The organism is Desulfosporosinus burensis (genome assembly GCF_054657535.1).
The window spans coordinates 38,913-64,918 of record NZ_BAAHYN010000013.1 but is presented as its reverse complement, the minus strand read 5'-3'; the positions used below and the strand labels follow the sequence as shown (position 1 = coordinate 64,918).

The following is a 26,006-nucleotide window of genomic DNA, read 5'->3' as shown; positions in this document are numbered from 1 at the left end:
GAAATAGTGATGTCTGTCGTTGAACTTAAGAAGGAAAATAGATTAGGTTTCGTGACCATTAATCGACCCAAGGTTTTGAACGCTCTCAATGCAGAAGTCCTTATCGAATTAGATAAAATAATTACCATGCTTTATAATGATAAGGAAATAGATGTCGTGATAATTACAGGCGCTGGAGAAAAGGCTTTTGTCGCCGGAGCAGACATATCAGAAATGAAAGATAAGTCCCCACAAGAAAGTTATACTTTCGCGCGTCAAGGCCAGGTTTTGTTTCAAAGAATTCAAGATCTTCCACAACCCACGATTGCAGCAATTAACGGTTTTGCCTTTGGAGGAGGGTGTGAACTTGCGATGTCCTGTGATATGCGTATCGCAACTGACAAGGCAAAGTTTAGGCAACCTGAAGTTGCTTTAGGTATTATACCAGGCTTTGGGGGAACACAACGGCTCCCTCGTCTTATTGGACGTGCAAAGGCTATGGAACTCATTATAACAGGGCGAACCATCAATGCATCTGAAGCTTTAGAGTTGGGTTTGGTTAATAAAGTAGTAACAACAGAAAGCCTTATGGCCGAGACGGTAAGCCTTGCAGACTTGATTCTTTCCAAAGGACCATATGCAATTCGACAGGCAAAGGTAGCAATCAACAAAGGTCTTGAAGTGGATATTAATACGGGTTGTGAACTCGAAGGGAATTTATTTGCCTTATGCTTTGGAGAAGAACAAAGAGAAGGAATGTCAGCTTTTTTAGAAAAAAGACAGCCTAATTATAAGAAATAGTACGAAGTTGTCATGCACAGTATTGTTCCCATACCTGCATCTTCAGCCTCATTGTCATATGCTAGGCAATTAGGAGAATGCTTATAATGTGATTTAAATTTAAGGGAGAGATGCAAGTTGAACGAATCATTACAGAATATTATTACTCGGAGAAGTATTCGCAAATACATTGATCAACCGATAAGCCAGGATCATGTGAAATGGATATTACAAGCGGCTATGAATGCTCCTTCCGCCGGTAACGAGCAGCCGTGGGAGTTTTTAGTGATTACTAACCGGGATAAACTTAAAACAGTACCTGAATTCCATCCCTATTCCAAAATGCTGACAGGTGCAGCCTTAGCAATATTAGTCGTAGCAGATCCTGCCAGGGTAAAGTACGAAAAAGAATTGGAGCAGCTTTGGATTCAGGACTGCTCAGCAGCAACCCAAAATATTCTTTTGGCTGCCCATTCACTTGGGTTAGGGGCCGTTTGGCTTGCGGTTTATCCTGACCCTTCAAGGCAGAATGGAATGCGAGAACTATTTAGTATACCAGAAGAGATGGTACCGTTTAGCATCATTTCCTTAGGCTACCCTGTGGAACCAAAACAGGCCGCGGAGCGCTACGATGAAACCCGTATTCACCGGGAAATTTGGTGAACTGGCAAACCCTGATTATTTTCATCTATTTGACATGGGAGGGACGGTCATGCGAAGTGATTTTCGCTTTTTTCATCAGTTAAGGGTTCGGTATTCGGAAGTTGATTGGCAGGGAATTGTATTTAATGCTCACTACCTAACCTTTATGGATGTAGCCGTAACTGAATATTTCCGGAATATGAGCATTGATTATAAGAGTCTGGCGCAAGAAGGTAAAATGGATATGGCCTTGGTCAAAACTACCCTAGAGTTCAAAAGCTCCGCTATGTTCGATGAAGAGTTAGAAATCGGAACGCGCATTTCCAGAATAGGGAATACAAGTTATTGTGTAGAGTTTGAGATTTATAAAACGGGTTTGGAAGATCTAATTTTTAGAGCCCAAACTATCTATGTCAACTACAATCCCGTAAAACGCAGAGCTGAACCGGTACCGGAATTCTTCCGGGCCTTGGTCCAAACCTTTGAACAATAAGTTCTGCTTGGCAGAACATGCTAATATACGCCGCAATTTATTGTAGTTCCGCGTTGGTAATTTCGCGGAACTACAAGTTCCAAAGAGTATTTAACCTCTTTGTTTTTGAATGAGCGGTCGCGGCTAAACGCGTAGGAAATGTCATTTCGCATGAAGATGTAAAAAAGAGGTTAATGAAAATGAACATTCGATGGACAGAACTAGAGGGTATATTGAGGCGCGACCTGTTGTTACAGTGAATTAACCTCAAAAATTTGAGCTCTGCAAGCAAAAACTATTCCGACCATCGGACCTATAAGAAAATTAGACCCCGCAAGCGATTGTGGGGTTTTTAGTTTTCTATGTCGAGCAAGTTTCACTCATTATATGGTTTCAGAAGGAGAGTGGTATGGAGGGGGATTATTGGCACAATAAAAATAAAAGCAAAGAGGAAACGAAATTATTAAAGAATTGGTAAATCATTTGGGTCGGTGGCGCCAAGTCCTAAGGCACGGTGAGCGGCAGTAAGTAGGTGTGGATAGGGTTGGGCTCCTACCACATGTTCGTTGCCAATAAAGAATGTCGGAGAGCAGCAGAATTGGGGTTGTAGCTTTGTTCCATTAGTATTGAAAAATGCATACGTGTGTCGCCTGGGATAAAACAATCAAAACAAAAAAATCACATATCATGTAACCTTTTACCATGTTTGTTTACTCTCTATATAGAGTAGACAACATGGTAAGGGGGAGGGCTGGTATTTAGCCGAAAAGGTCAAGCATAGATTAGGCACATATCCCCAAATGATTTAACATAAGGCATACTTTTGACTATGCTGGAAAAAGAGGTATTTATTGGATTGTGGTAGAATAGTGAATTTAAGAGCAAAAAGATTTCAAAGAGATTTTTTCAGTGAAGGATAAGGAAAAGGGAGCTGAGATGTTGTCAAAACTAAGGAACTGGATACTTCTATTTATTGCTATGTTTATGCTTCTATCATCTGTAGGTCTATCGACAAAGGCTGTTTTGGCTGCTCCAGAGGATGAAGATCAAAACCCTACTATCATAATTAAAGCAAAAGGGACCTATGGAAACTATACAAAACAAGGTGTTTGGCTCCCTCTGCAAGTTGAGGTGACGAACCAAGGAAAAGATGTTCAAGGAGATTTGAGAGTTACGCCTAATGATAATAACCCGGAACTTAACCCCATGGACTATGTCAGCAGTGCAGTGCTTCCTCAGGGATCGACGAAGAGCTTTAATTTTTATATACCTGTTCAGGGTTTGACGAGTGTGATGATTGAGTTAGTGAGTGGGAATAAAGTCCTCGCTAAGCAGACCGTCAAATTTGCCTTTCTGAGTAATAATGAACTGATCATTGGTTTGCTAGATCGTTCTGAGGAAGGATTAGCCCCTTTGAATGGGCTAAAGCAGGCGAGTTGGTTGGGACCGATTGTAACGACGGTAAAAAATGAAGATCTGCCGGAGAAGGCGGAGCTGCTTAGTTTCTTTAATGTGCTGCTTTTTAATGATGTTAATTTGAAACTAACCAAGGAACAATCCTCTGCCTTAACCCACTGGGTGAGTCGGGGGGGTACCTTAGTCGTGGGGGGAGGTTCAGGTTGGCAAAAGGTGCTCCCGAATTTGCCACCGGAACTGCAAGAAGTCACGGTTTCTGGAGTTGAAACTCTTACGCTGAGTGCTCTTCCACATAGCTTAAGTGAACCGATCAGTGAAGCTATATCAGGTCCTGTACGTATAGCTAATCTCCAAAGTTCTAAAGGTAAGCCTCTTTTTTCTGAACAAGGACGACCTTTAGCAATCAAGTATCCATTCGGGGAAGGCGAGGTTTTATACCTGGCTTTTGATCCTGCTCTAGAGCCTATGTCCAACTGGACAGGGAGCGAGGTCCTTTGGAAGGATCTCGTATTCGCTGAGAAGTCTGAGTTTGCGAATGGCTTAGTACCTGGTCAGTTGGGAGGCCCTTTTTTCAAAGGGCAATTCAATAATTCTTACGGCATGGCAAATGCTTTGGGGAATATTGAGGACATGGCTCTTCCCTCCCTGCAGACGATGGCCTGGATGATCGGCCCATATCTTTTATTAGCGGGCCTTCTCAACTATCTTGTCCTTAAGAAATTGGACAGAAGGGAATGGACTTGGCTTACCGTACCCGCCGTGTCAATTATTTTTGTGCTCTTGATTTATTTCACATCGTTCAAAACCCGCCCTGCGGAAATCATTGCTCACCAGATCAATGTCGTTGAGATGATGCCAGGAACTTCCCTGGCTAAAATTACAGCGGTTACAGGCTTATTTGCCCCAACCCATGCAACCTATCATCTGGAATTACCAGGTAAACATCTAGTCAACGCTTTGCCCAATCTCGATGGAGGAATGAGAATTGACCCTCGGACAAATCAGAGACCCAACGCCACGATCCGTGTAGAACAAACACCTGGACAAACGAATATAGATTTCCTTCAAATGCGTTCCTGGGTTATGAGAGGGTTTTCTGCGGTTGAAGATGCTTCCCTAACCGGGTCCATCAGCGGGGAAATCTCTTTCAAAGACAATAAGTGGCTGGCAACGATCACAAATGGTACTCAGTATAATTTTACGGACGGTGTAATAGTCTCTTCCCCCAATTGGTTTACGAAGATCGCTGCGCTTAACGCAGGGGAGAAAACTCAGACGGAAATTAACCTAAACACAAACAATAATCTGAACAATGGCGCTCCTATAGCCTATCAAATCTATAATCCTCAGGTGAATTGGCAAGGCCCTGGAGCCCCGCCACGACCTCAAGCCAAAGACATGATGCGGCAACAAATTTTCGAAAGTCAGCTAGGGAATGGGTGGGACCCTGGGTCAGAGGGTAAATTACTGTTTTTTGGTTGGTCAGCAGAACCTCTCCAAGGGGGACTGCGCATTGAAGATACTAAAGTAAAGAAGTACTACACTACGCTGTTTCAAGTTCCCTTGGACCTAAAGTTTGACCCTGAACGTCTTGAAGTACCAGAGGGCTTCATTTCAGGGACGTTATTAAGTTCTCAAAATGTAGGGTTTGGCCCTGGAAGTATTATGATGCAAGCTAATTCAGAAGCGGTTTACCAAATGGAACTCCCCGAGGGTAAATTTAGTGAAATGCAGTTGAACATTCATAAGAGAAATGGCGCCTCCTTTTCTGCAGCGGTAAAGGGGTACCTTTATAACTGGAAAACAGCTGCTTGGGACGATATTAATATGACCTCAGATAACACAGTGATCAAAGATCCTACAAACTATTTCAACAGTGGCCGCCTGGTTCGCTTCAAAGTATCGAATCAGCCCGAATCACAATCACAATCACAGTTCAACCAACCACAACAGTTTCAAGACCAAGAATTTTACGGAGTAAATATCTCTCTTAGTAGTAAGGGCGGTGCATTGTAAGTGATTAAGGTTGAAGGTTTGAGAAAGATCTATGGCAAGATGGAAGCCCTTAAGGGAATAAGTTTGGAAATTGAACAGGGCAGTATTTTTGGTTTTGTAGGACCGAATGGAGCCGGTAAGACAACAACTTTGAAAATTCTGGCGACCCTAATGGTTCCGACAGAGGGTAAAGCCTATATCGATGGGGTGGATGTGACTAAACATCCCAAGAAGGTGCGTAGTCTAATGGGTTATATGCCTGACTTTTTTGGAGTGTATGAGCGGATTAAAGTGACTGAGTATCTGGATTTTTATGCCTCCTGCTACGGGATCTCTAGGGGGAAACGAAGGAGTATCATCGCGGATCTTTTAGAGCTGACGGATCTCAATTTCAAAGCGGATGCTTACGTCGATTCTTTGTCCCGTGGGATGAAGCAAAGGTTGTGTTTGGCCCGGAGTTTGGTACATGACCCAAAAGTGCTTCTACTAGATGAGCCTGCCTCAGGTTTGGATCCCAGGGCCAGGGTAGAGATGCGGGAATTGCTACGGGAACTCAAGAATATGGGTAAGAGTATTATTATTTCGTCCCATATCCTGCCGGAACTGGCGGAACTGTGTACTGAAGTAGGGATTATTGAGGGTGGAGAGTTGGTTGCCGTTGGTAGTATGGATAGTATCACTGCTCAACTTCAGCAGGAACGATTGATCCAAGTTAAGGTTCAGGACAAAATCAGCGCGGCTAGGGCAATGATGGAAGAAAATCCCTGGGTAGCGGCCGTGAATGAAACAGCAGATGGAGTCTTACAGGTTCGTTTTTCTGGAAATCCAGAGGAGCAACAAAAGCTATTACGTGCTTTGGTTCTAGCTGAACTCCCCGTTCTTTCCTTTGCGGAATCCTCAAATAGTTTGGAAGATCTGTTTATGCAGATTACTAAGGGGGCAGCGCGATGATCTTAAATCCAGTGTTAGCTAAAGAATTGCGAGATAGAGTGCGTACCTGGCGTTCGCCGCTGTTAATAAGCCTCTATTTAATGACCTTAGCCGGAATTGGAGGTTTCGCCTATTATCTCCAAACCCGCTATAGTTATGGCGGCACTCAGGCTTTACGCTTGGGAATGACGATCTTTGCGATCCTTGTGATTGTACAGCTCATTCTGATTGCATTTTTAACCCCAGGGATGACAGCCTCGATTATCAGTGGGGAAAAGGAGAGACAGACTTGGCCGTTATTGCTGGTAACCCGACTTTCCCCCTTCTCCATAGTGTCTGGTAAACTTTTATCCGCAATTAGTTATATGGTGTTACTGATCTTAGTTTCCATGCCGATTTACAGCACGATTTTTCTTTTCGGGGCAGTGGCTATGCGTGACTTACTGGTAGTTGTTCTGATTTCCCTGGTTACGACAGTGACCATTGCTAGTATTGGTCTGCTTTGCTCAGCCCTATTTAAACGGACGATTACGGCAATAGTGATTAGCTATCTGCTGACCTTCTTATTGTTTGGGGGTACTTTAGTCTCTGCCGCAGTAATCCAGAGTTTGACTATGGAAAAATGGGCGAGGTTAAACCAGCCTCCTCCTACCCCTTTTATCGTAAATTTCAATCCTATAGTGGCGTTAGGTTCCGTCTTACCGACCGGGGTGGAATTAATACCTTATGTTCGACCGATGAATGTCCAATTTGCGTCAGGGATAATGTCAACGACGTTTATCGATGGTATACCGGTGCCCCAAGCAATACCAGTTAAGCCTAGGCCTGTCTGGCAAGTGAATCTAATGTTAGATGCGCTGATCATCTTGGTTTCTTTAGGGCTAACGGTTTGGCTAATTCGTCCACTGCGGGCTGGGAACAAGAAAGGGGGTTAGGCGTGGAATCGAAAACAGGGCTAACCTTAATTAAGGCCTTAAAGCCTGTTTTAAGACATATTACTCGTCAGTACTATACGAAGTGGCTCGTGAGAGGACTGACTATTGCTGCTGGGGCTGCTTTGTCGGTGTTTATTGTCGCCCGGATTTTCCCCCTCTACGCCAGTAGCTCCTGGGCGGTTGGGCTTAGCTTGTTAGTTTTAGCAGCAGTTATGCTTAGGGCGTTTATGTTGCGTCCGGGTTTGTGGGAAACTGCTCTAACCTTAGACCGGGCAGGTCTTAAAGAACGGGTGACGACGGCCTGGCAATTGCAAGATTCCTTAGACGTTTTAGCTCAGCGTCAGCGTCAAGATGCGTTAGAGCATATAAACGGGATTGCCTTTAAAAAAGCAATCCCTTGGCCGAGACTGAACCAACCATTGGGAATTCTCACAGCCCTGCTGGTGGCTGTTCTTGCTTTGTCTTTTTGGCCGAATCGGATGGATGAGATCGCTCTAGCCAACCATGAAGCGAAAGAGGAATTGATCGCCACACAAAGTATGGTTAATGAAGTTGAAAAGCTATTAAAGAATGATCCCAAACTTTCGGCTGATTTAAAGAGACAGCTTTCCGATCAATTAACCAAGTTACAACAGGAACTGAAAAAGGCGAAATCTTTAGAAGCAGGGGTCGAAGCCTTAGCTAAAACCCAAAAGGAACTGACGAAGAGGCTAAGTCAGGCTGAAGAAAAGCAACCCCTAGATAAGTTGGCCTTTAGGTTACAGCAAAGCCCTACAACTAAAGAAGCTGGAGCCGCTTTGCAAAAGCGGGATGCCCCCGATTTTCGGCATCAGGCGGCAGCGCTAGAAAAAAAGATGAAAGAAATGGACCCGGCAGAAAGAGAGAAGCTCTCGAAGTTTTTTGAGGAGATCTCTAAGTCTGTGGAAAAAGCGGGTAACCCTAATTTAGCCGCTGATTTAAACAAGCTGAGCCAGGCAATCGCTTCCTCAGGAGAAGCAGGCGCTGCGGAGATGGCTAATTTGTCAGAGCAACTAGCTGAGCCACTTGCCTCGGAGGAAGCTGCAGCCCGTTTAGCAGGGGATTTGACAAAAGGACTGAGTAGTGCAAAGGGGAAAATGTTAGTCGCAGCCAATCGTATAGGAAAGGGAACTGCTCCTGCTGGAACTGGGGCTAACAATGGGGGAAATGATGGAAGTCAAAGTGTAAACGGGAGCGATAACGGTAGTGGAGTAGGTTCTGGAGCAGGGATTGGGACTGGGACTGGGACAGGAACAGACTCGGGGACACAAAAAGGGACAGGTACAGGCTCGGGCTCGGGGACCGGAAGCGGTAGTGGAGCAAGTGGAAGTTCAGCGGGGAGCGGTGGAGGCTCAGGTGGAGGCAGTGGCAGTGGTGGCGGGAAAAGTGGCAATGATGCAGGGAGCGGATCGAGCAGCCAGACGAGCGGAATGAAGGGGAAAACTCAGGTTGGGGGTCCCAGTTCCAGCGGTTTAGGTGGGACTCAGGACGGTCGTGAAGGTCACTGGGATCAAGTGTATGTTCCGAGTGGTAGGCTTGGGGATGCGGGAGTAGAAAGCAGAGTGAGTGGTTCGGCTGGTAATAGTGCAGGAGATTCAACGCTAGTCGATTCAGCTGGCGGACTAGCTCAGGGCGGAAGCTTACTGCCCTATTCTGAAGTCCTTACACAGTACGAGGCCGAAGCACGAGAAAGTATGGACAAAGAGTATGTTCCAGATAATTTGAAGGCTTTAGTCAGGAATTACTTTTTGGATTTGTCAGGGGAGTAAGTTTGTGATTGCCAAAATGATTCACTTGATACACAAAAGCACGAGCTTAAAATAACAACTAACAAATGTATGGAGGGATAAACTTGCCGACAGATATTGGAGAAGCGCAATTGGCTGAAATTGTAGATAAAGTTCGAGGGATCGAAAGGGAAGTCGCCAAGGTAATGGTCGGCCAGCAGGCTGCCATTAGGCAGGTTATATTATGCCTAATCTCTGGAGGACACGTTTTACTGGAAGGTGTCCCTGGCTTGGGTAAGACGCTTTTAGTCAGGTCCCTAAGCCAGGTCTTAGGGTTGAAATTTGCACGGATTCAGTTCACCCCGGATTTAATGCCTGCCGATATCGTGGGCACGAACATAATGACAGATACGGGAGATGGACGTAGCTTTCAATTTCAACCGGGATCAATTTTTGCCAATTTAGTCTTAGCTGATGAGATTAACAGGGCAACTCCAAAAACCCAGAGCGCATTACTCGAGGCTATGCAGGAACGAACGGTCTCGGTCGGGGGCATTACAAGGGCTTTACCGAATCCTTTTTTTGTCTTAGCAACCCAGAACCCGTTAGAGATGGAAGGGACGTATCCCTTGCCAGAAGCTCAGCTTGACCGCTTTCTTTTTAAAGTCATGGTTGCCTTTCCCTCAGCCGAGGATTTAAAGAAAATTTTAACCCTGACGACCACGCAACAAAGCGATGAACCGGAAAACGTGGTGGACGATAAAGGACTGGCTCGGCTTATTAAGGTTGCTAAGCATATTCCAGTGGCGGATCATGTTGCAGATTATATCGTAAGACTTATACTCGCCACCCATCCTGAACAGCCGGGGACGGTTGAGAGAATTAAAAAATATGTTCGTTATGGAGCCAGTCCCCGAGGTGCCCAAGCGATCTTAACGACTGCGCGGATCAGGGCTTTGTTGGACGGAAGATTTAACGTCGCTTTTGAGGATGTTTTTGCAGTCGCTTTGCCGGCGTTAAGACACCGCATGTTCATCAACTTTGAAGGGGAAGCAGAAGGAGTTACAACCGATAAGTTAGTTCAAGAATTACTGGAGTCTGTTCCTGCGATGCGCGAGGCGCGAGGTTCGAGGCACGAGGCGTGAGAATTAAGGTGCAACTTGCATAGTATACGAGATCCTAGGCGCGATGCACAGCGCAGAGATTCAGGTAAGTACTTCGAACGTGGTAAGGGGGAAGTAGTTAGGGCTGAGGCGTGAAATACGAAGAAAAAGTATGAAATTATACCGAAGTTTGAGGATCAAAGTTCGAGGTTCGAGCATCGAGCTTCGCGCTTCGTGCCTCGCGTAAGGGGTGGGCGTTTTGACAGAATTACTCTTTGATAAGGATTTTCTTAAAAAGCTCGAGAACATGGCTTTTCTCTTGAAAAAGGCTCGGGCTGGACGGTATAGTGGACTGCATCGTTCAACCCGCAAAGGTCAGTCCGTAGAATTTGCTGATTATCGAGCGTATGTCGCTGGGGATGATTTTCGCCAAGTGGATTGGCATGCTTATGCTCGCTTGGATAGATTATTCATTAAATTGTTTATGGAAGAGAATGATTTAAGCATTCATCTCTTACTGGATACGAGCGGTTCCATGGCCTTGGAGGGAAGCTCAAAGTATCAGCTAGCCAAACAATTGGCGGGAGCTTTAGGTTATTTAGCGTTAGTTAATATGGAACAAGTGGGTGTGATCACCTTAAACTCAGGAACGAATCGCTTTCTGCCACTTCAACGAGGAAGAAACGCGATCAGCAGGCTCTGGGGATTCTTGTCTCAATTGGAAGCAGGAGGAGAAACAGACTTAAATGGTCGCTTACGCCAAAGCGGGAAATACATTAAAAGGCCGGGCCTTAGCATTGTTCTCTCGGATATGTTAAGTTCGTCTGGTTTTGAAGAGGGGCTTAAATACTTGCAACATTTAGGGCAGCAAGTTGTCGTCCTGCATATTCTGGCCCCTGAGGAAAGAAATCCTCAGTTACTGGGGAATTTTCGTTTGGTTGATTGTGAAACAGGGCTGGAAAAAGAAGTGAGTATCACGCCGATCCTCCTTAAGACCTATAAGGAACACTTGGAAGTATTTTTGCAGAGTATCAAAGAATTTTGTCTAAGCAGAGAGATAACTTACCATATTGTAGGGTCGGATGACAATTTGGAAGATATACTTTTGCGGTCGTTACGCGGGGCTGAAGTTCTTATATAGACTGGAATTTTGAGAAAAGAGTTGGTGTGATGCAGTTCCTCTCGCCTTTGGCGTTGGTCTTTTTACTGACGATTCCTGTCATTATCTTATTTTATTTATTAAAACAAAAGAAACAACAGCAAATGGTGAGTAGTACATTACTCTGGCAAAAGGCTTTAGCGGATACTATTTCGCAAACTCCTTGGCAGAAACTACGCCGCAACCTGCTTTTATTGATACAGCTTCTGCTGGCTTTGCTCTTGGTTTTGGCTTTAACTCGCCCTTTTTTAGAGCGCGATCAGCAGGCCGGTGCTAGTTTCATTCTCCTTGTGGATACCTCGACCAGTATGTTGACCCAGGAGGAGGGGGGAACCCGGATGGACTTGGCCAAAGCGGAGGCTGAAAAGCTGATTAAGGCGCAGGGTAGCGGAACCAAGTTTACGTTGATTGGTGTGGGTCCGGTTCCGGAAATACTGTCCAATCAAAGTGATCAGCACGAAGTTATGGACGCTTTACAGGGGATGCAGGCGGGTTATCAGGAAGCCAATCTCGATAATACACTGACCTTAGTTTCTGCACTTCTAGAAAAGGGAACCATGGCTCCGGTGATCTTTTATAGTGACGGAGGAGTTAGTTCGCCAGAAGGGCCTGTGGGAGTGAAAGAATTCCAATATCGACGGATTGGTACACGGGAGGATAATCTGGCGATTGGAGCTTTTTCCTGGCGTGATGGTCCAGATGGACCGGTTGCTATGTCGAGGATCGATAATTATGGTGCTGAAGAGCAGGAGGTCACAGTTAATCTGCTTTCTGAAGGCCAAATACTAGACGTCCAGGTCGTTATAGTTGAACCAGGGAAACCAGGCTATCTCTTTTGGCCTGTTCCTAAACAAGCTTCTTATTTAGAGGTTCATCTGGAAGGTAATGATGCCTTGGACATGGATAACTCCGCTTGGCTGGTCCCGCATAAGGACGACTTAAGGAAAGCGTTGCTGGTGACTGACGGGAATTTTTTTCTGGAGCTTGTCCTTAAATTGAATCCTCTTCTGGAGGTCCATAAAGTAAAGACTGAAGGGTATCCTGGTGTCAAAGATCAATACGACCTTTATGTGTTCGATGGGTTTTGGCCGGAAAAACCGCCGGACGGGCAATTGCTGGTCTTCAATCCCCCTGCTTCAAGCGGATTAATCGGAGAAAGTGTTGGGTTAGTAACTGAACCATTACAACCCGTGCCAGAGCAACCCCTCTTGGACCATGTTTCATGGTCGGATGTTCATGTGGTCACGAGTAAAGATGTTAAACTTCCCACTGAAGGGCAAGCGCTTTTGAAAAGTGGGGAGCGGACCATATTAGGTGTCGGCAAAGTCGACCAAGTACGAGTGGTAGTATTTGGCTTTGATTTGCACCAGTCGGATCTAGCTCTCAGGGCAGCGTTTCCTATTTTGATTCAGAATTTAACCCATTGGCTGCTGCCAGGGGCGAACCCTACAGAAACTCAAGTGAAGATTGGGACACCTTGGGAATTAAGAGTCAGGCCTCAGGTGGATGAGGTGAACCTCTATGATCCGGATGGACAGAAGATTTCGCTTGCGCCACCCTTCCCGATCATGAAAGCTACCGATAGGTTTAGCCCGGGATTATATACGTTGGAGCAGGTGAGTAAGGGCAAGCAAGAGCTTAGCCCAATCGCGGTCAATTATTTATCTCCTCAAGAATCCCAAGTTAAGCCAGTGATTCATCTAATGCTTGGCAAAAAAGATCTGAATGTGGAAGTCAGTACCAAGGTAATATGGGAGTTTTGGCCCTGGGTTGTTTTGACAGCCTTGCTGCTTTTAGCGGTGGAATGGTGGGTGTATTTGCGTGGGCATTAGTTTTTCTCAACCTCTCTATTTGCTCTTGTTTTGCTTAGTTGTGTATTTCGTTTATCTCTGGAAAACAAGTACTAAGGCCTTTACAACCCAGCAACAAAAGGCTTTTTTAGGGGTGCGCTTAGTTTTAGTAACCTTGCTGGTTCTTTCGCTGGCCGGGGTACAATTTAATTTCCGGCATAAGGAAAAATCGGTGGTGTATGTGGCGGACCGATCGGCTTCGATACAGGAAAAAAGCAAGGAAATCAGTGAGTGGATCAGTAAGTCCCTGGCTACCCTACCTGCAACTATGGGGGCAGGGATCGTAAGTCTCGGAAAAAAGCCAATGGTCGAGTATCCGGTAGAGCCCCATCCGGATTTTAAAGGATTGCAAGGGGTAATTGACCCTAACTATACAGATTTAGCAACGGGTTTGAGGTTAGCCCGCTCTATCATGCCTGAGGAACTTGGTAAACATATTGTCGTTTTGACGGACGGCAAACAAAATCGGGGCAATGCCCTAGAACAGGCCAAATTGTTAAATCAGCAAGGGATTCGAATTGATATTTTGCCGATCACGCCCGCTAGTGGGCCAGAGGTCTTAGTGAAGACCGTTGATCTACCTTCTCGCCTCAACGAAGGAGAGTTCTTTGACTTGAAGGCAACGCTGGAAAGTTCGATTTCGACCAGCGGCACTGTGCGAATTATGGTCGGTAACAAGGTATTACGGGAAGAGGACATTGAGATTGGCAAGGGAACGAGTCGACTAGTCTGGGGATTAAGCGCTGAAAAAGCAGGCTTGCATACCTATAAGGTCGAGGTGATCAGTGGCAAAGATACGCGTAAAGAAAACAACCTCGGACAAGCCATTACCCAAGTTGAAGGTGTACCGAGGGTCTTGATTGTGGAAGGAAAACCAGGGGATAGTAAGGTACTTGGTACGGCATTAGCCTCGGTTAATTTTCAAGTCGAAACGGTTGAACCCAGCTCTATGCCGAAAACCTTAACAGGATTGGCCCAATACTCTGCGGTTGTCCTCGTTAATGTCCCTGCGACTGACATGCAAGACTCAACAATGCAAGCATTAGAGAACTTTGTCCGCGATTTAGGACGGGGTTTAGTTATGGTCGGAGGAGAGAATAGCTACGGACCAGGAGGGTATTTTAAAACCCTTGTGGAGAAAGCACTGCCCGTTAATATGGAGATTACGGGTAAGGCGGAACTCCCTAGTGTGGGTTTGAATCTGATCATTGATAAATCGGGCAGTATGTGTCATACCCAAAATAACATAACTAAAATGGATATGGCTAAGCAGGCTGCTCTTCTGACGACCGAAATCTTAGACGAGAAGGATCAACTGGGTGTGATTACCTTTGATAGTGAGTATAAATGGGTGGTCAGAACCGCACCGTTAATTGATAAAAAATCTGTCCAAGAGCAGATTGGCTCTATTGAACCTAGTGGTGGGACGAATATGTACCCCTCTTTGGAAGAAGCGTATAAGGCTCTTAAAGAAGCCAAGGTCAAGGTTAAGCATATTATTCTTTTATCCGATGGGGTTTCCAAATATGGGGGAGATTATGAAAACCTGCTAAAACAAATGGCAGCAGATAATATAACCTTGTCTGTGGTCGCCATCGGCAGTGATTCGGATACGTCTTTACTGAGGTATTTAGCCCAGGAAGGACATGGCCGGTATTACTTTACGGATCAGATTGACAATGTTCCTAAGATTTTCGCTAAAGAAACGATGATGGTGACCCGTAGTTATTTTGTGCAAGAGCCTTTTACTCCGATAGTCACAGGGTCTACCAGCATGTTGCCTGCTCTGGAGGGACTTCCTCCGCTTTTAGGCTATGTTGCGACCACCCCGAAAGATACAGCGGAGGTTATTCTTGCCAGCCATGAAGGGGATCCAGTTTTGGCGCGTTGGCACTATGGGCTCGGGCGAACAGTGGCTTGGACGAGTGATGTTAAAGGACGTTGGGCGGAGCACTGGGTGGCTTGGTCAGCATTTCCTCAATTTTGGGGAAAGGTGATTAGTTGGACACTGCCTGAAGAGCAGGGGAACGGCCTGAATGTAATAGCAACTCGTGACGGCGGCTTAGGCAGGATTAGAGTGGATATGCCGCTGGAAGGTCGTAATAAAGCAGCCGATATTCAGGCTACAGTTATTGCCCCCAAGGGAAGTTCCTCGGATCTGATTTTGCCAGCGATCAGCCCGGGCCAGTATCAGGTGGAATTTCCGATGGAACAACCCGGAACGTATATAATTCAGGTCGTTGAAAAAGAGGGCGACAAGGTTGTACACCAGCAAACTGCTGGTCTTGTTCAGTCCTATTCCCCGGAATTTTTACTCCAAGCCGATCAACGCAAATTTATCGAACAACTTGCCACAGCTGGCGGAGGACAAGTCCTTGATTCTGCTCAGTTCGATGGGGTGGGAAAGCTGATAGTCCCGGAAGCCAAGGGAAAAATTCCCCTTTGGCCGAAGTTCTTGATGGTAGCAGTTCTGCTTTTACCCATCGATATTGCCTCCCGTCGCTTTAATTGGAACTTAAGATGGGTATCAGTACTAGGGCAACGATTGGGGTCGCTTAAGAGAGCAAATAGCGATCCAGTTGAACATGGTCAAGAGTCGTTGATCCAATCGATCAAAGAACGTAAAGCAAGTAGGGAACAGCTTTATCAATCTCAGGGTGAGACAAAGCCTAGGGAGCAGAGTCTGGAAGAAGTGAACAAGCAGAAAGGTTCTAATACTGCCAGCGTTGCTCAGGGGAGATGGGGAAGCGTGGGAGGCTCGGATGAGCGCGGGAAGATTGGTGCGAAGAGTACCTCTGCGGAGAATCCTGAGGGAGGCTTCAGTGCTAGGCTATTAGCGGCAAAGAAGCGGGTTGCTGATAAAGAAGAAAAGAGAGAATAGGGTTTGGGTCGAGTAAGTGTTAGTAATATAGCAATAGAGTGTAGAGGAGGGTGAATTGTGAAAATAGTTATGGAAATTATTCCTATAATTCTTTTAACTATTGTCAGTATTTTCTCTATTAACGTGCTCAACCCTTATTTAATAGTAAAGGGATTGATACCTAGAGAAGGCAATTTGGTTAGTATATTTGGAATTGCAGCGTATTCATTGGGGTTGCTAGGAGGTTGGATAATAGCCATAAACAACAAGAAGAGGGGTAATTCTAAAGAATGAAATGAAGTATTTTACTTAAGTTCTTATTCGAAGAGCATATCGCTTCCTAACAATTGAATGGGTATGTTACATGAAGTACCTAAAAAATGACTATCCGTATCTATTTTTCGCTTGCCACCAGAAAAAATCCGTTTGAAGGCAAGGGTTCAGTGATTATTGAATAAACACGATCAATAAGAGACTAACTTACAATTATTAGACGCATTATGACAAACCTTTTGCTTTACCTTTAGCTCTTTTTAGGTTATGCTAATGAAACACACATAAATAAATTATTGAAAATTCAGAAAACATTAAATAATGTAGAAGGAGACAAAGTATGACAGCACAGGAAAAGTGTATCATTGAAACTATTCTGACCGACGTCGGGTTGGAACCTTTATGCTCCGAGGCCAATGATCATGAACCGAATAGCAAACCAGAAAGAGCGGTTAGAACATCGCAATAGAAGCGAATACCCAATAAATGGGTATTCGCTTCTTTGATTTTCGAATCAAACATTTGCGAAGCGACAGTTTTTAGGGTTTGATATACTTTTGCAGCCAATACATAAAAAACAAGGTGTCTCGCGTGTTGACGTGGAGCACCTTGTTCGCTGGCCAATTAATAATAAACCCTAGCTTCTTTTTATAGAGGAAATAGGGAATTGAGAGAGAATTTAGAAAGGAGGCATCAATAACGTGAAATGAATCGATAGGAATGAGTCAATGAAACTTCTTAAATTACGTTTTTTTCTAGTCGTTTTAATTACTTTATTAGTTAGTCTTGTGACTATGGCATTAGCGGATATTGAGTTAGGGAAACAAAGGGTTATTCGGGTTGCCGGAGACAACAATTTCCCGCCGTTCGAGTATTTAAGCAGTACCGGTGTCTATGATGGCTTTAATATTGATATCATGAACGCTATTACTATTGAGACTGGGACAAAAATTGAATACCATCCTATGCCCTGGAGTGAGGCCTTGGTCGCTTTAAAAACGGGAGAAGTCGATGCGATTCAGGGGATGAAATACAGTGAATACCGCGAGGGCCTGTTTAGTTTTTCTCAGCCCTATTTGCTGAGTTCCGAAGGAATTTTTATCATAAAGGAGAACATTTATATATTTGAGCTAGGCGACCTAGAGGGCAGAAGAGTTGCTGTCCAAAAAGGTGATATCGCTTATGATCTCCTGAGCTCTTTGCAGCGGGCGAAGATCGTCACGACCGAAAGTCAGGAAGAAGCTATTCAGCTCCTTCTCCAAGGGCAAGTTGATGCTTTTGTCGGAAATCGCATCACAGGGCAATATTTTCTGGAGCAGGAAGATAAGCAGTCTCAGATCAAAATTGTAGGCAAACTTTTAGACCCTGCGGATTATTGTATCGCAGTCTTACCCCAAAATAAAGAATTGTTAGACCTTTTTAACGACGGAATTACTAAAATTAAGAATAATGGTACCTATGATAAGATACAAAAAAAGTGGTTCAGTCGGTATGATTTGCCGACAAAAATTGATTTAGATAAAATTATTTTCTATAGCAAAATTGGTGTTGCTGTTGCAGCCGTGGTCTTTTTAATTATTTTGTGGTGGAATAGAATACTCAAAAGAGAAGTCTCTCAACGTGTCGTTGAGATCAGTGAGATAAATGAAGAGCTTCAGGAAAAAATGATTCAACTTCAAGCTAATCTTCATTTTCAAAAACAACTTTTGGACAGTACCTATTACTTCCTAATTACCCTCGACCACTCGGCCAAGATCTCCAACATTAATCGTAAGGCGATTGACTATTTTAATCTTTGCGAAGAATTGATAGGACGATCAGTAGGATCAACTATCATTGGTCAGATTGTTCCCCTGCATGAGATTGATGAAGTATTAAGAAATGGAACAATATATCCCTATAAAGAAAAGACTTGGGAGAAGCCCAATGCTCCCGGGCAGGCAAAAAGGATCCTAGGCTACAGTCTTTACCCTATTATTCTAGCTTCTCAGGAAATAAGTGGAGTAATTATTAACTTGCAGGATATCACAGAACAGAAAGGAATGGAAAAGGCGATTGAACGCGAAGATCGTTTGCGTTCGCTAGGGCAGCTCGTTTTAGGAATTGCCCATGAAATCCGCAATCCTCTCATGTCCATTCTTACGTACACTCAGCTCCTTCCCAAGAAAATTGACAATAGACAATTCAGGGAACTTTTTGCGCAGCAGGTTCCAGAGGAAATAAACCGACTTAATGGACTGGTTAATGAATTATTGGATTTTGCTCGTCCAAAAAAGTCTGAACCAACTTCTTTTTCATTTAATCAATTGATCGATTCCGTGACACAGTTATTTAGACAAAAGCTACAGGAAAAGAAGGTTAAAGTCTCGTTGGAACTGGCCGATGCTTTAAGAGTATTCGCCGACCTACAACAGATAAAGCAGGTGTTTATTAATATTATCTTGAATGCCATTGAGGCTGTAAATGAGGGCGGAGAAATAAAAATTCGTGGGTATAATCGGGACCATCTGGTAGTTGTCGAGATCGAAGATAACGGATTTGGAATTATCGAAAGCGATATGGATAAGATTTTCGAACCGTTTTATACGAAGAAGGCCAGCGGTGTCGGTCTGGGGCTATCGATAACCTACCAATTGCTTAAAGCCAATAAGGGGTATGTGGATGTGAAAAGTAGCCCTCATCATGGCACGACAATTATCATCCAATTACCGAAAGTTAAAGAAGGGGATAAATTATGAAAAAGAACTTGGTGGTGATTGATGATGAATCGGCAATCTGCCAATCCCTAGAATTTGCTTTAGAGGATAGGTACCATATTTATACGTCTATTAATCCTAGAGAGGCATTGCCTCTTTTTGAACAGTTAGAAATTTCATTAGTGTTACTTGATCTTAAGATCGGTCTTTATGATGGCCTTGAAGTTCTGCAGGATATTAAACGAATTTCTCCTAACACGGTGATTATCGTCATGACAGCCTACGGTAGTATTCCTTCGTCTGTTGAGGCTATGCGTAAAGGGGCTTTTTATTATATTACTAAGCCATTTCAAATGGAAGAACTCGAGGTACTTCTAAAAAACGCAGAAGAATTTTATGATTTGCATTCTAAAGTTCAATGGCTCAGTGAAGAATTACAAAAAGTTTCGGAAGGCTATGGGCTTATTGGTAAAAGTCCTGCCATAAATAAGATAATAGCGCTGATTGAAAAGACAAGAGACATAAATTCCAATGTACTAATTACTGGTGAAAGCGGCACTGGTAAGGAGATCGTTGCCAGAGCCATACATTTCCAAGGAAATCGCTGCACAAAGCGTTTTCAAACCGTAAACTGTGCTGCTATTCCCGAAAAATTGCTAGAGTCAGAACTGTTTGGGTATGAAAAGGGGGCCTTTACTGGAGCAACACAAAGGAAACCCGGACAGTTTGTTTTAGCGGACCGAGGAACCATTTTTCTTGATGAAATTGGAGAAATGGATTTTGCTTTACAGAGTAAACTTCTGAGAGTGGTTCAAGAACGAAAAGTGACTCCACTCGGGAGCACTGAGGAAAAAGGAATCGATGTCCGGATCATCGCCGCAACTAACTGTGAACTTCTCAAAGAAGTAAAGGCTAACCGTTTTCGTGAGGATCTCTTTTATCGGTTAAATGTTATCCCCATCCACGTTCCATCCCTGCGTGAAAGGAAAGAGGACATTCCCTTATTGACTCACTTTTTCATTCAAAAGCTCAGTGAACGAATGGGTAAACCCATCGAAGGAATCTCCCGGGAAGCCCAGCAGATCCTGGAAAACTACAGTTTTCCGGGGAACGTCAGAGAGTTACAGAACATTGTAGAACGGGCAATCGCGCTAACAAACTCTTCGCATATTCAGAAACGGGATTTGCCGGATGAAGTTCAAGGGATACAAACAATCAGTATAAGTGACAAGCTAATACCCGTTTATATTGGGGAGTCTTTGGAACAGGTCGAGAGAAAGCTGATCCTATACAACCTAACTTTTTGTGGGGGGAACCGCCGTAGGACTGCGCAAATGATTGGCATCGGGGAACGTACTATTCGAGAGAAGTTAAAAAGGTATGAAAAAGAGTAGAGATGTGTGAAAAACTTAATATAGGCGGCATAAATGGCAGGGCGGCAATTTTTGCCGCCTTTTATTTAATTCTATTAGGAACATATCTATTGGCTTATATCAATGTCTATCGTGCCCAATTGGGCAGGTGAAAGCTGGTGTGCGTTCATTACGACTATCTTATATAGCTTAAGATTTAAAATTATAAAAAAAAGAGTTGGCATAGAGTTTGCATTGATTATGAAGAAAGTAAAAAGAAAACCGGGAGGTATAAGAATGAAGAAGTTTAATAAACTAAGTGCTCTGCTTTCAGGCCTGCTCGTCATGACACTGTTGTTAGCCGGGTGTGGGGGACAAAAAGTTGTCAGCTCAGACAAAGAAGTCGATGCCGTGTTACAAAAGATCAAGGACACTAAGACCTTGACAGTAGGCACAGATGCAACATTCCCACCGTTTGAATTTAAAAATGAAAAGGGCGAATTTGACGGTTTCGATGTTGACTTAATGCGTGCTGTGGCTTCAGTGCTCGGTGCGGAGAAAGTTACATTTGTTGATACAGAGTTCAAAGGACTGATCCCTGGAATTCAAGGTAATAAGTTTGATCTTATTGTATCAGCTATGTATATTACTGACGAAAGAAAGAAGACCATCGATTTTTCTGATACGTATTATCCTGGTGGACTTTCAGTGATGATTAAGAAGGATAACAACAGTGTCAAGGGCATTGAAGACTTGAAAGGTAAGAAAGTAGCCGTGCAAATTGGCACGAAATCTGATAAGTATCTTCAAGAGAAATATCCGGACATCAAGTTAGTGCAAGTTGAGAAAAACGTTGAAATGTTTATGTCCCTGGAGAGCGGACGAGCTGATGCAGTCGTTACTGGTATGCCGGCTGCTAAGGTCTATGCCAAACAAAACACTTCCGTAACCGTATTAAATGACCCCATAACCCAGGAAGACTATGGTTATGGAATCCGTAAGGAAAATCCTCAATTTACAGCTGAGGTTAATAAGGCCTTAAAAACCCTTAAAGACAATGGTAAGTACCAAACCATTGCTGATAAATGGTTTGGTAAATAGGTTGTAACTCGAAATAGTAATAGGTAAGGACGGGGAGCCTATTGGGCTCCTCTTTTTACACAATTCAGAAGTTATAACTTTGGTGACATAAAGTGCAACTTGGTTCTGCCAGTGCCAAAGGCTTGGCACAAGCCAAGTTATCATACAAGGAGGTAAGTAATGCAGCTAGACTTTTTGGTCTTATTTGAAGGCAATAATCTGGTATACCTCTTGCGTGGGTTGTGGACGACAGTTAGCATGACCTTTTTAGCTTTACTTTTAAGCTCCACGATCGGGCTGGTAGTAGGGTTAGGTGGAATGTCGAAGAATAAAGTGGCATCTGGCTTAAGTTCTGCTTATTTGGCTTGGTTCAGAGGTACTCCGCTCTTAGTTCAACTTATGATTTTATATTACGGCCTAGCCATAGGGATGAGGATCGATTTAAGTGCAGGGGTGGCGGGGGTCCTGGGGCTTGGCATGTACAGTGGAGCCTATGTCTCTGAAATCGTCCGCGGTGCCATCCAATCTATTGATCGCGGTCAAATAGAAGCAGGGCGGTCACTAGGGATGAACCATTGGCAGACTATGCGTAAAGTGATTCTTCCCCAGGCAGTCCGCAGGATGCTACCGCCTCTTGGTAACGAATTTATTGCCTTAACCAAGAATTCATCCCTCTTGTCTGTAATCACTGTGTCGGAGTTAATGAGGGAGGCAAATTTAATCGTCTCGACCAATTTTAGGTATTTTGAAATATATCTTGGGGTTGCTGTTATGTACTTCATTGTCAATACCGCCATCTCTCGGACAATTCAATTCTTGGAGAGAAGAATGAATGTAGAGGAGAGACAGACATGATTAAAATTGACAGGGTAAATAAATATTTCGGGGATAATCATGTTCTAAAAGATGTTAGCCTCAATGTTCAGCAGGGTGAAGTGGTTGTCATTATTGGACCAAGTGGGTCAGGGAAGAGTACGTTACTTCGATGCATCAATTATTTAGAACAAATCCAAGATGGCCAAATTGAAATTGAAGGTCGACCTATAGGGTTGATCTCTAAAAATGGAAAGTTGATCGAAATGCCTCAAAGTGAGATCAACGAAATGCGAGCCCAAGTCGGGATGGTCTTCCAGGGTTTCAACCTCTTTCCACATTGTAACGTGGAGGAAAACATTTTAATGGCTCCTATGACCCTGAACAGAGTAAATAAACAGGAAGCTACCGAACTCGCTCATGAGCTGTTGCGGAAAGTGGGATTGTTAGATAAAGTTAAGGCTTATCCGGACAACTTGTCTGGTGGGCAAAAACAGCGTGTGGCCATCGCTAGGGCCTTAGCAATGAAACCTAAAGTGATGCTCTTTGACGAGCCGACTTCCGCGCTTGATCCGGAATTAGTCGGGGAGGTTTTAGCAGTTATGAAAAATTTAGCCGAAGAGGGAATGACCATGGTTGTTGTAACCCACGAAATGAGTTTCGCCAGGGAAGTGGCTAACCGTGTCTTGGTAATGGATGATGGCAGGTTGATCGAAGAAGGGCCGCCAGAAAAAATTTTTTCGCATCCTGACAATCCTAGAACACGCACGTTCTTGAGTAAAGTGTTACATTGTGAATAAGACCGATACAAACTCTTTCAGAAAAACGTTATGCTCCATCATATTTCTCCATTCCTCCGGAAAATTGTTGGATTACCTTACCAGAAGCCTGCGCGAGATTTTTTGAGTCTATCAAGAATGAATGCGATCAACAAGGTGTTAGCTTCTATTTCAAACAATGGGAGAGTCCTAGTCGGTTCACGCCGAATGAAGGGCTCTTTTTTGTTGTTTATTTCTAATAGCACAGAAAGGATTAATGGTGCTGTTGCTTTGGAATAATTGACCATCATATTTCAAAGAATAACTATGAATTCGCGTTTATTAGGAATAACCCAAGAATTGAGGGAGGGTTAAGATTGTCAGAATCCGAGAGTTATTATCAGTTGGCCCGTCGCAGAGGAGTAACGCGCAGGGACTTTCTCAAATTCTGCGCCTTAACGGGTGCTATGCTGGGACTTGATGCCACCGAGTTCCCTAAGATTGTCCAGGCCCTTGAAACCAAACCGCGTTTACCTGTGATTTACCTTAATTTACAGGAATGCACGTGTTGTACGGAATCGTTGTTGCGCTCTGCACATCCTCTTATTTCAGATCTGATTTTTAATATGATTTCGTTGGACTACATGGAACCGTTACAAGCAGCCGCAGGAAAACAAGCTGAAGAGGTCCGCTTAAAGACGATGAAGGATTATCCTGGAGCGTACTTATTAATAGTAGAGGGAAGCGCAACCCTAGGTGATGGTGGAGTTTATTGTACTATTGGCGGTATGTCATCGACAGAGCTTTTAAAAGAGGTCGCGAATGGTGCCGCTGCCGTCATTGCCTATGGATCGTGTGCCACAAATGCCTGCGTTCAAGGTGCTTATCCCAATCCCACGCAAGCTGTTCCGATTCGGAACGTTGTCAAAAACAAGCCAGTTATTGATGTGCCGGGGTGTCCTCCTATTGCTGAAGTGATTACGGGGACGATCGTACACTATCTTACCTATGGGAAAATACCGGAGCTGACGAACCTAGGGAGGCCGAAGGCATTCTATCAACATCGTGTTCATGATAATTGTGTACGACGAGCGTTCTTCGATGCTGGTCAGTTTGTGGAGTCCTTCGATGACGCCGGAGCAAAACAAGGATGGTGTCTGTATAAGGTTGGGTGTAAAGGTCCAACGACCTATAACGCCTGCGCAATTACAGAATGGAATGACGGGGTGAGTTACCCCATTAAATCAGGTCATCCTTGCATTGGCTGTTCGGAGAATAATTATTTCGATAATACTCCCTTCTATACACACTTGGCAAAGATCCCCAACAACGCTATCGGAAAAGATGCGGATACCATAGGGGCAGGGCTTCTTGGACTAACAGGAATCGCAGTTGCAGCCCACGCGGGAATGACTGCCGTTGTGAAAAACCGTGAAAAGAACGGAAAGGAATCGAAACATGACCAGAATCGTAATTGACCCCATTACCCGAATCGAAGGACATTTGCGTATTGAGGCAGTGGTCGAGGGAAATCGCATAATTGATGCGATTAGTGCTGGGACTGTATTTAGAGGAATTGAAAAAATAGTTGAAAACAGGGATCCTCGAGATGTATGGGCGTTTGTACAAAGGATCTGTGGTGTATGTACTCATATTCATGCTTTAGCATCGATTCGAGCAGTTGAAGATGCGCTGGATATTCGTATCCCTAAAAATGCTAATCATATTCGCAATATCATGACCGCAACCCAATTTGTCCAAGATCACGTGATTCATTTTTATCATTTGCATGGTTTTGACTGGATCGATGTTCTAAGTGCCCTTAAGGCTGACCCGGTTCAAACAAGTGCGCTGGCCCGATCCATCTCTAATTGGCCTAACTCCTCGGATGGATATTTCCGAGATGTGCAAACTAAAGTAAAAACCTTAGTAGAAAGCGGTCAACTTGGGATTTTTGCTAATGCCTATTGGGGACATCCTGCCTATCGCTTACCTCCGGAGGCTAATTTGATGGGGGTTGCTCACTATATAGAAGCATTAACCTGGCAGAAAGAAGTGGCCAAGATTCATACTATCTTCGGTGGGAAAAATCCACATCCCAACTATTTAGTAGGGGGGATGGCCAGTACCTTGAATATGGATGACAATAGTGTGATCAATATGGAACGCTTGAATTTGGTGAAGACCAAGATCGATGAGGCTCAAGTCTTTGTGGATCAGGTGCTCATTCCGGATATTTTTGCCATTGCTAGTTTTTACAAGAAAGATCTTTATGGTGGGGGAGGCGGAAATTACCTTGCCTATGGAGGAATACCAACCAGTGATATACGTGAACCGGATAGCTTCTTATTTCCCAGTGGAGTTGTATTAAACCGAGACCTCAGCAAGGTGTACGACATCGATCTCAAAGACCCCAAGCAAATCCAAGAATTTGTCTCTCATTCTTGGTATCGTTATGACGATCCTAAAGCGGGTTTACATCCCTGGCAGGGAAAGACGGAAGCTTCTTATGATGGACCGAGGCCACCTTATAATAATGTAGATGAGAAAAAAGGGTACAGTTGGATAAAGGAACCACGTTGGCAAGGGCATGCGATGGAAGTTGGTCCTTTAGCACGATTCGTAATTGCCTATGCTAGAGGAAACAAAGAGATTAAAGGGCTAGTAGATGAGGCCCTTCATCGTTTGGATCTTCCGGTGACAGCTCTTTTCTCAACCTTGGGGCGAACCCTAACCAGGGCTTTAGAATCGAAGTACTTAGTAAATCAATTAGCGGGATTTTATTCGAATTTAGTGGCTAACATTAAAGCAGGGGACAGTCAGACGTTTAACGGAGAAAAATGGGAGCCGGAGAAATGGCCTGCTCAAGCGCAGGGCGTTGGATTTGCTGAGGCACCAAGGGGTGCTTTAGGACATTGGGTTAAGATTAACAATGGCAAGGTCAGTGCTTATCAAGCCGTGGTTCCAACGACTTGGAATGCATCCCCAAGAGATGAATCCGGTCAGAAAGGACCTTACGAATCCTCTTTATTGGACACCCCCATAGTGAACGAAGACCAGCCTTTGGAACTGCTACGCACCATCCATTCCTTTGATCCCTGTTTAGCGTGTGCTACACATCTATTGACACCTAAAGGAGAGGAATATCTAAAGGTCAGGGTACTTTAA

At 44.2% G+C, this 26,006-nt stretch carries 20 protein-coding genes; all 20 read left to right on the top strand.

Going from position 1 to position 26,006, the window contains the following annotated elements; translation table 11 throughout:
• The first annotated feature begins 9 nt into the window (after positions 1-9).
• The 20 genes from ACYQ3Q_RS21215 (at position 10) to ACYQ3Q_RS21120 (ending at position 26,006) form a co-directional block, all read left to right on the top strand.
• Entirely contained in the window at positions 10-780 is a 771-nt protein-coding gene (locus ACYQ3Q_RS21215; protein ID WP_459930492.1) for an enoyl-CoA hydratase-related protein, read from the top strand.
• Between the two features lie 117 nt (positions 781-897).
• Positions 898-1,422, top strand: coding sequence for a nitroreductase family protein (locus ACYQ3Q_RS21210; RefSeq protein WP_459930491.1), 525 nt, complete (start codon positions 898-900; stop codon positions 1,420-1,422).
• 49 nt (positions 1,423-1,471) lie between these two features.
• Positions 1,472-1,894 (top strand): acyl-CoA thioesterase, encoded by a 423-nt coding sequence (locus ACYQ3Q_RS21205; RefSeq protein WP_459930490.1) that lies wholly within the window; start codon positions 1,472-1,474, stop codon positions 1,892-1,894.
• A gap of 888 nt (positions 1,895-2,782) precedes the next feature.
• Positions 2,783-5,305, top strand: a complete 2,523-nt coding sequence (locus tag ACYQ3Q_RS21200) for a hypothetical protein (RefSeq protein WP_459930489.1) — start codon at positions 2,783-2,785, stop codon at positions 5,303-5,305.
• On the top strand, positions 5,306-6,235 hold the full coding sequence (locus ACYQ3Q_RS21195) for an ABC transporter ATP-binding protein (RefSeq protein WP_459930488.1): 930 nt from the start codon (positions 5,306-5,308) through the stop codon (positions 6,233-6,235).
• Positions 6,232-7,149 (top strand): ABC transporter permease, encoded by a 918-nt coding sequence (locus ACYQ3Q_RS21190; RefSeq protein WP_459930487.1) that lies wholly within the window; start codon positions 6,232-6,234, stop codon positions 7,147-7,149. Before ACYQ3Q_RS21195 ends, ACYQ3Q_RS21190 begins: the two co-directional genes overlap by 4 nt.
• 2 nt (positions 7,150-7,151) lie before the next feature.
• Positions 7,152-8,936 carry a hypothetical protein gene (locus tag ACYQ3Q_RS21185; RefSeq protein WP_459930486.1) on the top strand — a complete coding sequence of 595 codons (1,785 nt, stop codon included), beginning with the start codon at positions 7,152-7,154 and terminating at the stop codon, positions 8,934-8,936.
• Between the two features lie 83 nt (positions 8,937-9,019).
• Positions 9,020-10,039 carry an AAA family ATPase gene (locus ACYQ3Q_RS21180; RefSeq protein WP_459930485.1) on the top strand — a complete coding sequence of 340 codons (1,020 nt, stop codon included), beginning with the start codon at positions 9,020-9,022 and terminating at the stop codon, positions 10,037-10,039.
• A 217-nt stretch (positions 10,040-10,256) separates the two neighbouring features.
• On the top strand, positions 10,257-11,138 hold the full coding sequence (locus ACYQ3Q_RS21175) for a DUF58 domain-containing protein (RefSeq protein WP_459930484.1): 882 nt from the start codon (positions 10,257-10,259) through the stop codon (positions 11,136-11,138).
• A 29-nt stretch (positions 11,139-11,167) separates the two neighbouring features.
• The gene (locus ACYQ3Q_RS21170; RefSeq protein ID WP_459930483.1) at positions 11,168-12,988 is read left to right on the top strand and encodes a BatA domain-containing protein; all 1,821 of its coding nucleotides are present in this window, start codon (positions 11,168-11,170) and stop codon (positions 12,986-12,988) included.
• The gene (locus ACYQ3Q_RS21165) at positions 12,978-15,887 is read left to right on the top strand and encodes a VWA domain-containing protein (protein WP_459930482.1); all 2,910 of its coding nucleotides are present in this window, start codon (positions 12,978-12,980) and stop codon (positions 15,885-15,887) included. The genes ACYQ3Q_RS21170 and ACYQ3Q_RS21165 overlap by 11 nt, the downstream gene beginning before the upstream one ends.
• 57 nt (positions 15,888-15,944) lie before the next feature.
• Positions 15,945-16,160: a hypothetical protein gene (locus ACYQ3Q_RS21160; RefSeq protein WP_459930481.1), complete on the top strand. Its 216-nt coding sequence runs from the start codon at positions 15,945-15,947 to the stop codon at positions 16,158-16,160.
• A gap of 319 nt (positions 16,161-16,479) precedes the next feature.
• Positions 16,480-16,608 (top strand): hypothetical protein, encoded by a 129-nt coding sequence (locus tag ACYQ3Q_RS21155; RefSeq protein WP_459930480.1) that lies wholly within the window; start codon positions 16,480-16,482, stop codon positions 16,606-16,608.
• Between the two features lie 259 nt (positions 16,609-16,867).
• Positions 16,868-18,877 (top strand): transporter substrate-binding domain-containing protein, encoded by a 2,010-nt coding sequence (locus ACYQ3Q_RS21150; RefSeq protein WP_459930479.1) that lies wholly within the window; start codon positions 16,868-16,870, stop codon positions 18,875-18,877.
• Positions 18,874-20,229: a sigma-54-dependent transcriptional regulator gene (locus ACYQ3Q_RS21145; RefSeq protein WP_459930478.1), complete on the top strand. Its 1,356-nt coding sequence runs from the start codon at positions 18,874-18,876 to the stop codon at positions 20,227-20,229. The genes ACYQ3Q_RS21150 and ACYQ3Q_RS21145 overlap by 4 nt, the downstream gene beginning before the upstream one ends.
• 255 nt (positions 20,230-20,484) lie before the next feature.
• Positions 20,485-21,288 (top strand): transporter substrate-binding domain-containing protein, encoded by an 804-nt coding sequence (locus ACYQ3Q_RS21140; protein ID WP_459930477.1) that lies wholly within the window; start codon positions 20,485-20,487, stop codon positions 21,286-21,288.
• Between the two features lie 159 nt (positions 21,289-21,447).
• Positions 21,448-22,122, top strand: coding sequence for an amino acid ABC transporter permease (locus ACYQ3Q_RS21135; protein ID WP_459930476.1), 675 nt, complete (start codon positions 21,448-21,450; stop codon positions 22,120-22,122).
• Entirely contained in the window at positions 22,119-22,880 is a 762-nt protein-coding gene (locus ACYQ3Q_RS21130) for an amino acid ABC transporter ATP-binding protein (RefSeq protein ID WP_459930475.1), read from the top strand. The genes ACYQ3Q_RS21135 and ACYQ3Q_RS21130 overlap by 4 nt, the downstream gene beginning before the upstream one ends.
• A 335-nt stretch (positions 22,881-23,215) precedes the next feature.
• Positions 23,216-24,316: a hydrogenase small subunit gene (locus tag ACYQ3Q_RS21125; protein ID WP_459930474.1), complete on the top strand. Its 1,101-nt coding sequence runs from the start codon at positions 23,216-23,218 to the stop codon at positions 24,314-24,316.
• The gene (locus ACYQ3Q_RS21120) at positions 24,297-26,006 is read left to right on the top strand and encodes a nickel-dependent hydrogenase large subunit (protein WP_459930473.1); all 1,710 of its coding nucleotides are present in this window, start codon (positions 24,297-24,299) and stop codon (positions 26,004-26,006) included. The genes ACYQ3Q_RS21125 and ACYQ3Q_RS21120 overlap by 20 nt, the downstream gene beginning before the upstream one ends.

Bases quoted from the DNA above. Each gene is read 5' to 3' on its own strand.
- ACYQ3Q_RS21215 (WP_459930492.1), top strand. From the start codon at position 10: ATGTCTGTCGTTGAACTTAAGAAGGAAAATAGATTAGGTTTCGTGACC.
- ACYQ3Q_RS21135 (WP_459930476.1), top strand. From the start codon at position 21,448: ATGCAGCTAGACTTTTTGGTCTTATTTGAAGGCAATAATCTGGTATAC.
- ACYQ3Q_RS21120 (WP_459930473.1), top strand. From the start codon at position 24,297: ATGACCAGAATCGTAATTGACCCCATTACCCGAATCGAAGGACATTTG.
- ACYQ3Q_RS21155 (WP_459930480.1), top strand. From the start codon at position 16,480: ATGACAGCACAGGAAAAGTGTATCATTGAAACTATTCTGACCGACGTC.
- ACYQ3Q_RS21205 (WP_459930490.1), top strand. From the start codon at position 1,472: ATGCGAAGTGATTTTCGCTTTTTTCATCAGTTAAGGGTTCGGTATTCG.
- ACYQ3Q_RS21170 (WP_459930483.1), top strand. From the start codon at position 11,168: ATGCAGTTCCTCTCGCCTTTGGCGTTGGTCTTTTTACTGACGATTCCT.
- ACYQ3Q_RS21150 (WP_459930479.1), top strand. From the start codon at position 16,868: ATGAAACTTCTTAAATTACGTTTTTTTCTAGTCGTTTTAATTACTTTA.
- ACYQ3Q_RS21130 (WP_459930475.1), top strand. From the start codon at position 22,119: ATGATTAAAATTGACAGGGTAAATAAATATTTCGGGGATAATCATGTT.
- ACYQ3Q_RS21140 (WP_459930477.1), top strand. From the start codon at position 20,485: ATGAAGAAGTTTAATAAACTAAGTGCTCTGCTTTCAGGCCTGCTCGTC.
- ACYQ3Q_RS21190 (WP_459930487.1), top strand. From the start codon at position 6,232: ATGATCTTAAATCCAGTGTTAGCTAAAGAATTGCGAGATAGAGTGCGT.
- ACYQ3Q_RS21145 (WP_459930478.1), top strand. From the start codon at position 18,874: ATGAAAAAGAACTTGGTGGTGATTGATGATGAATCGGCAATCTGCCAA.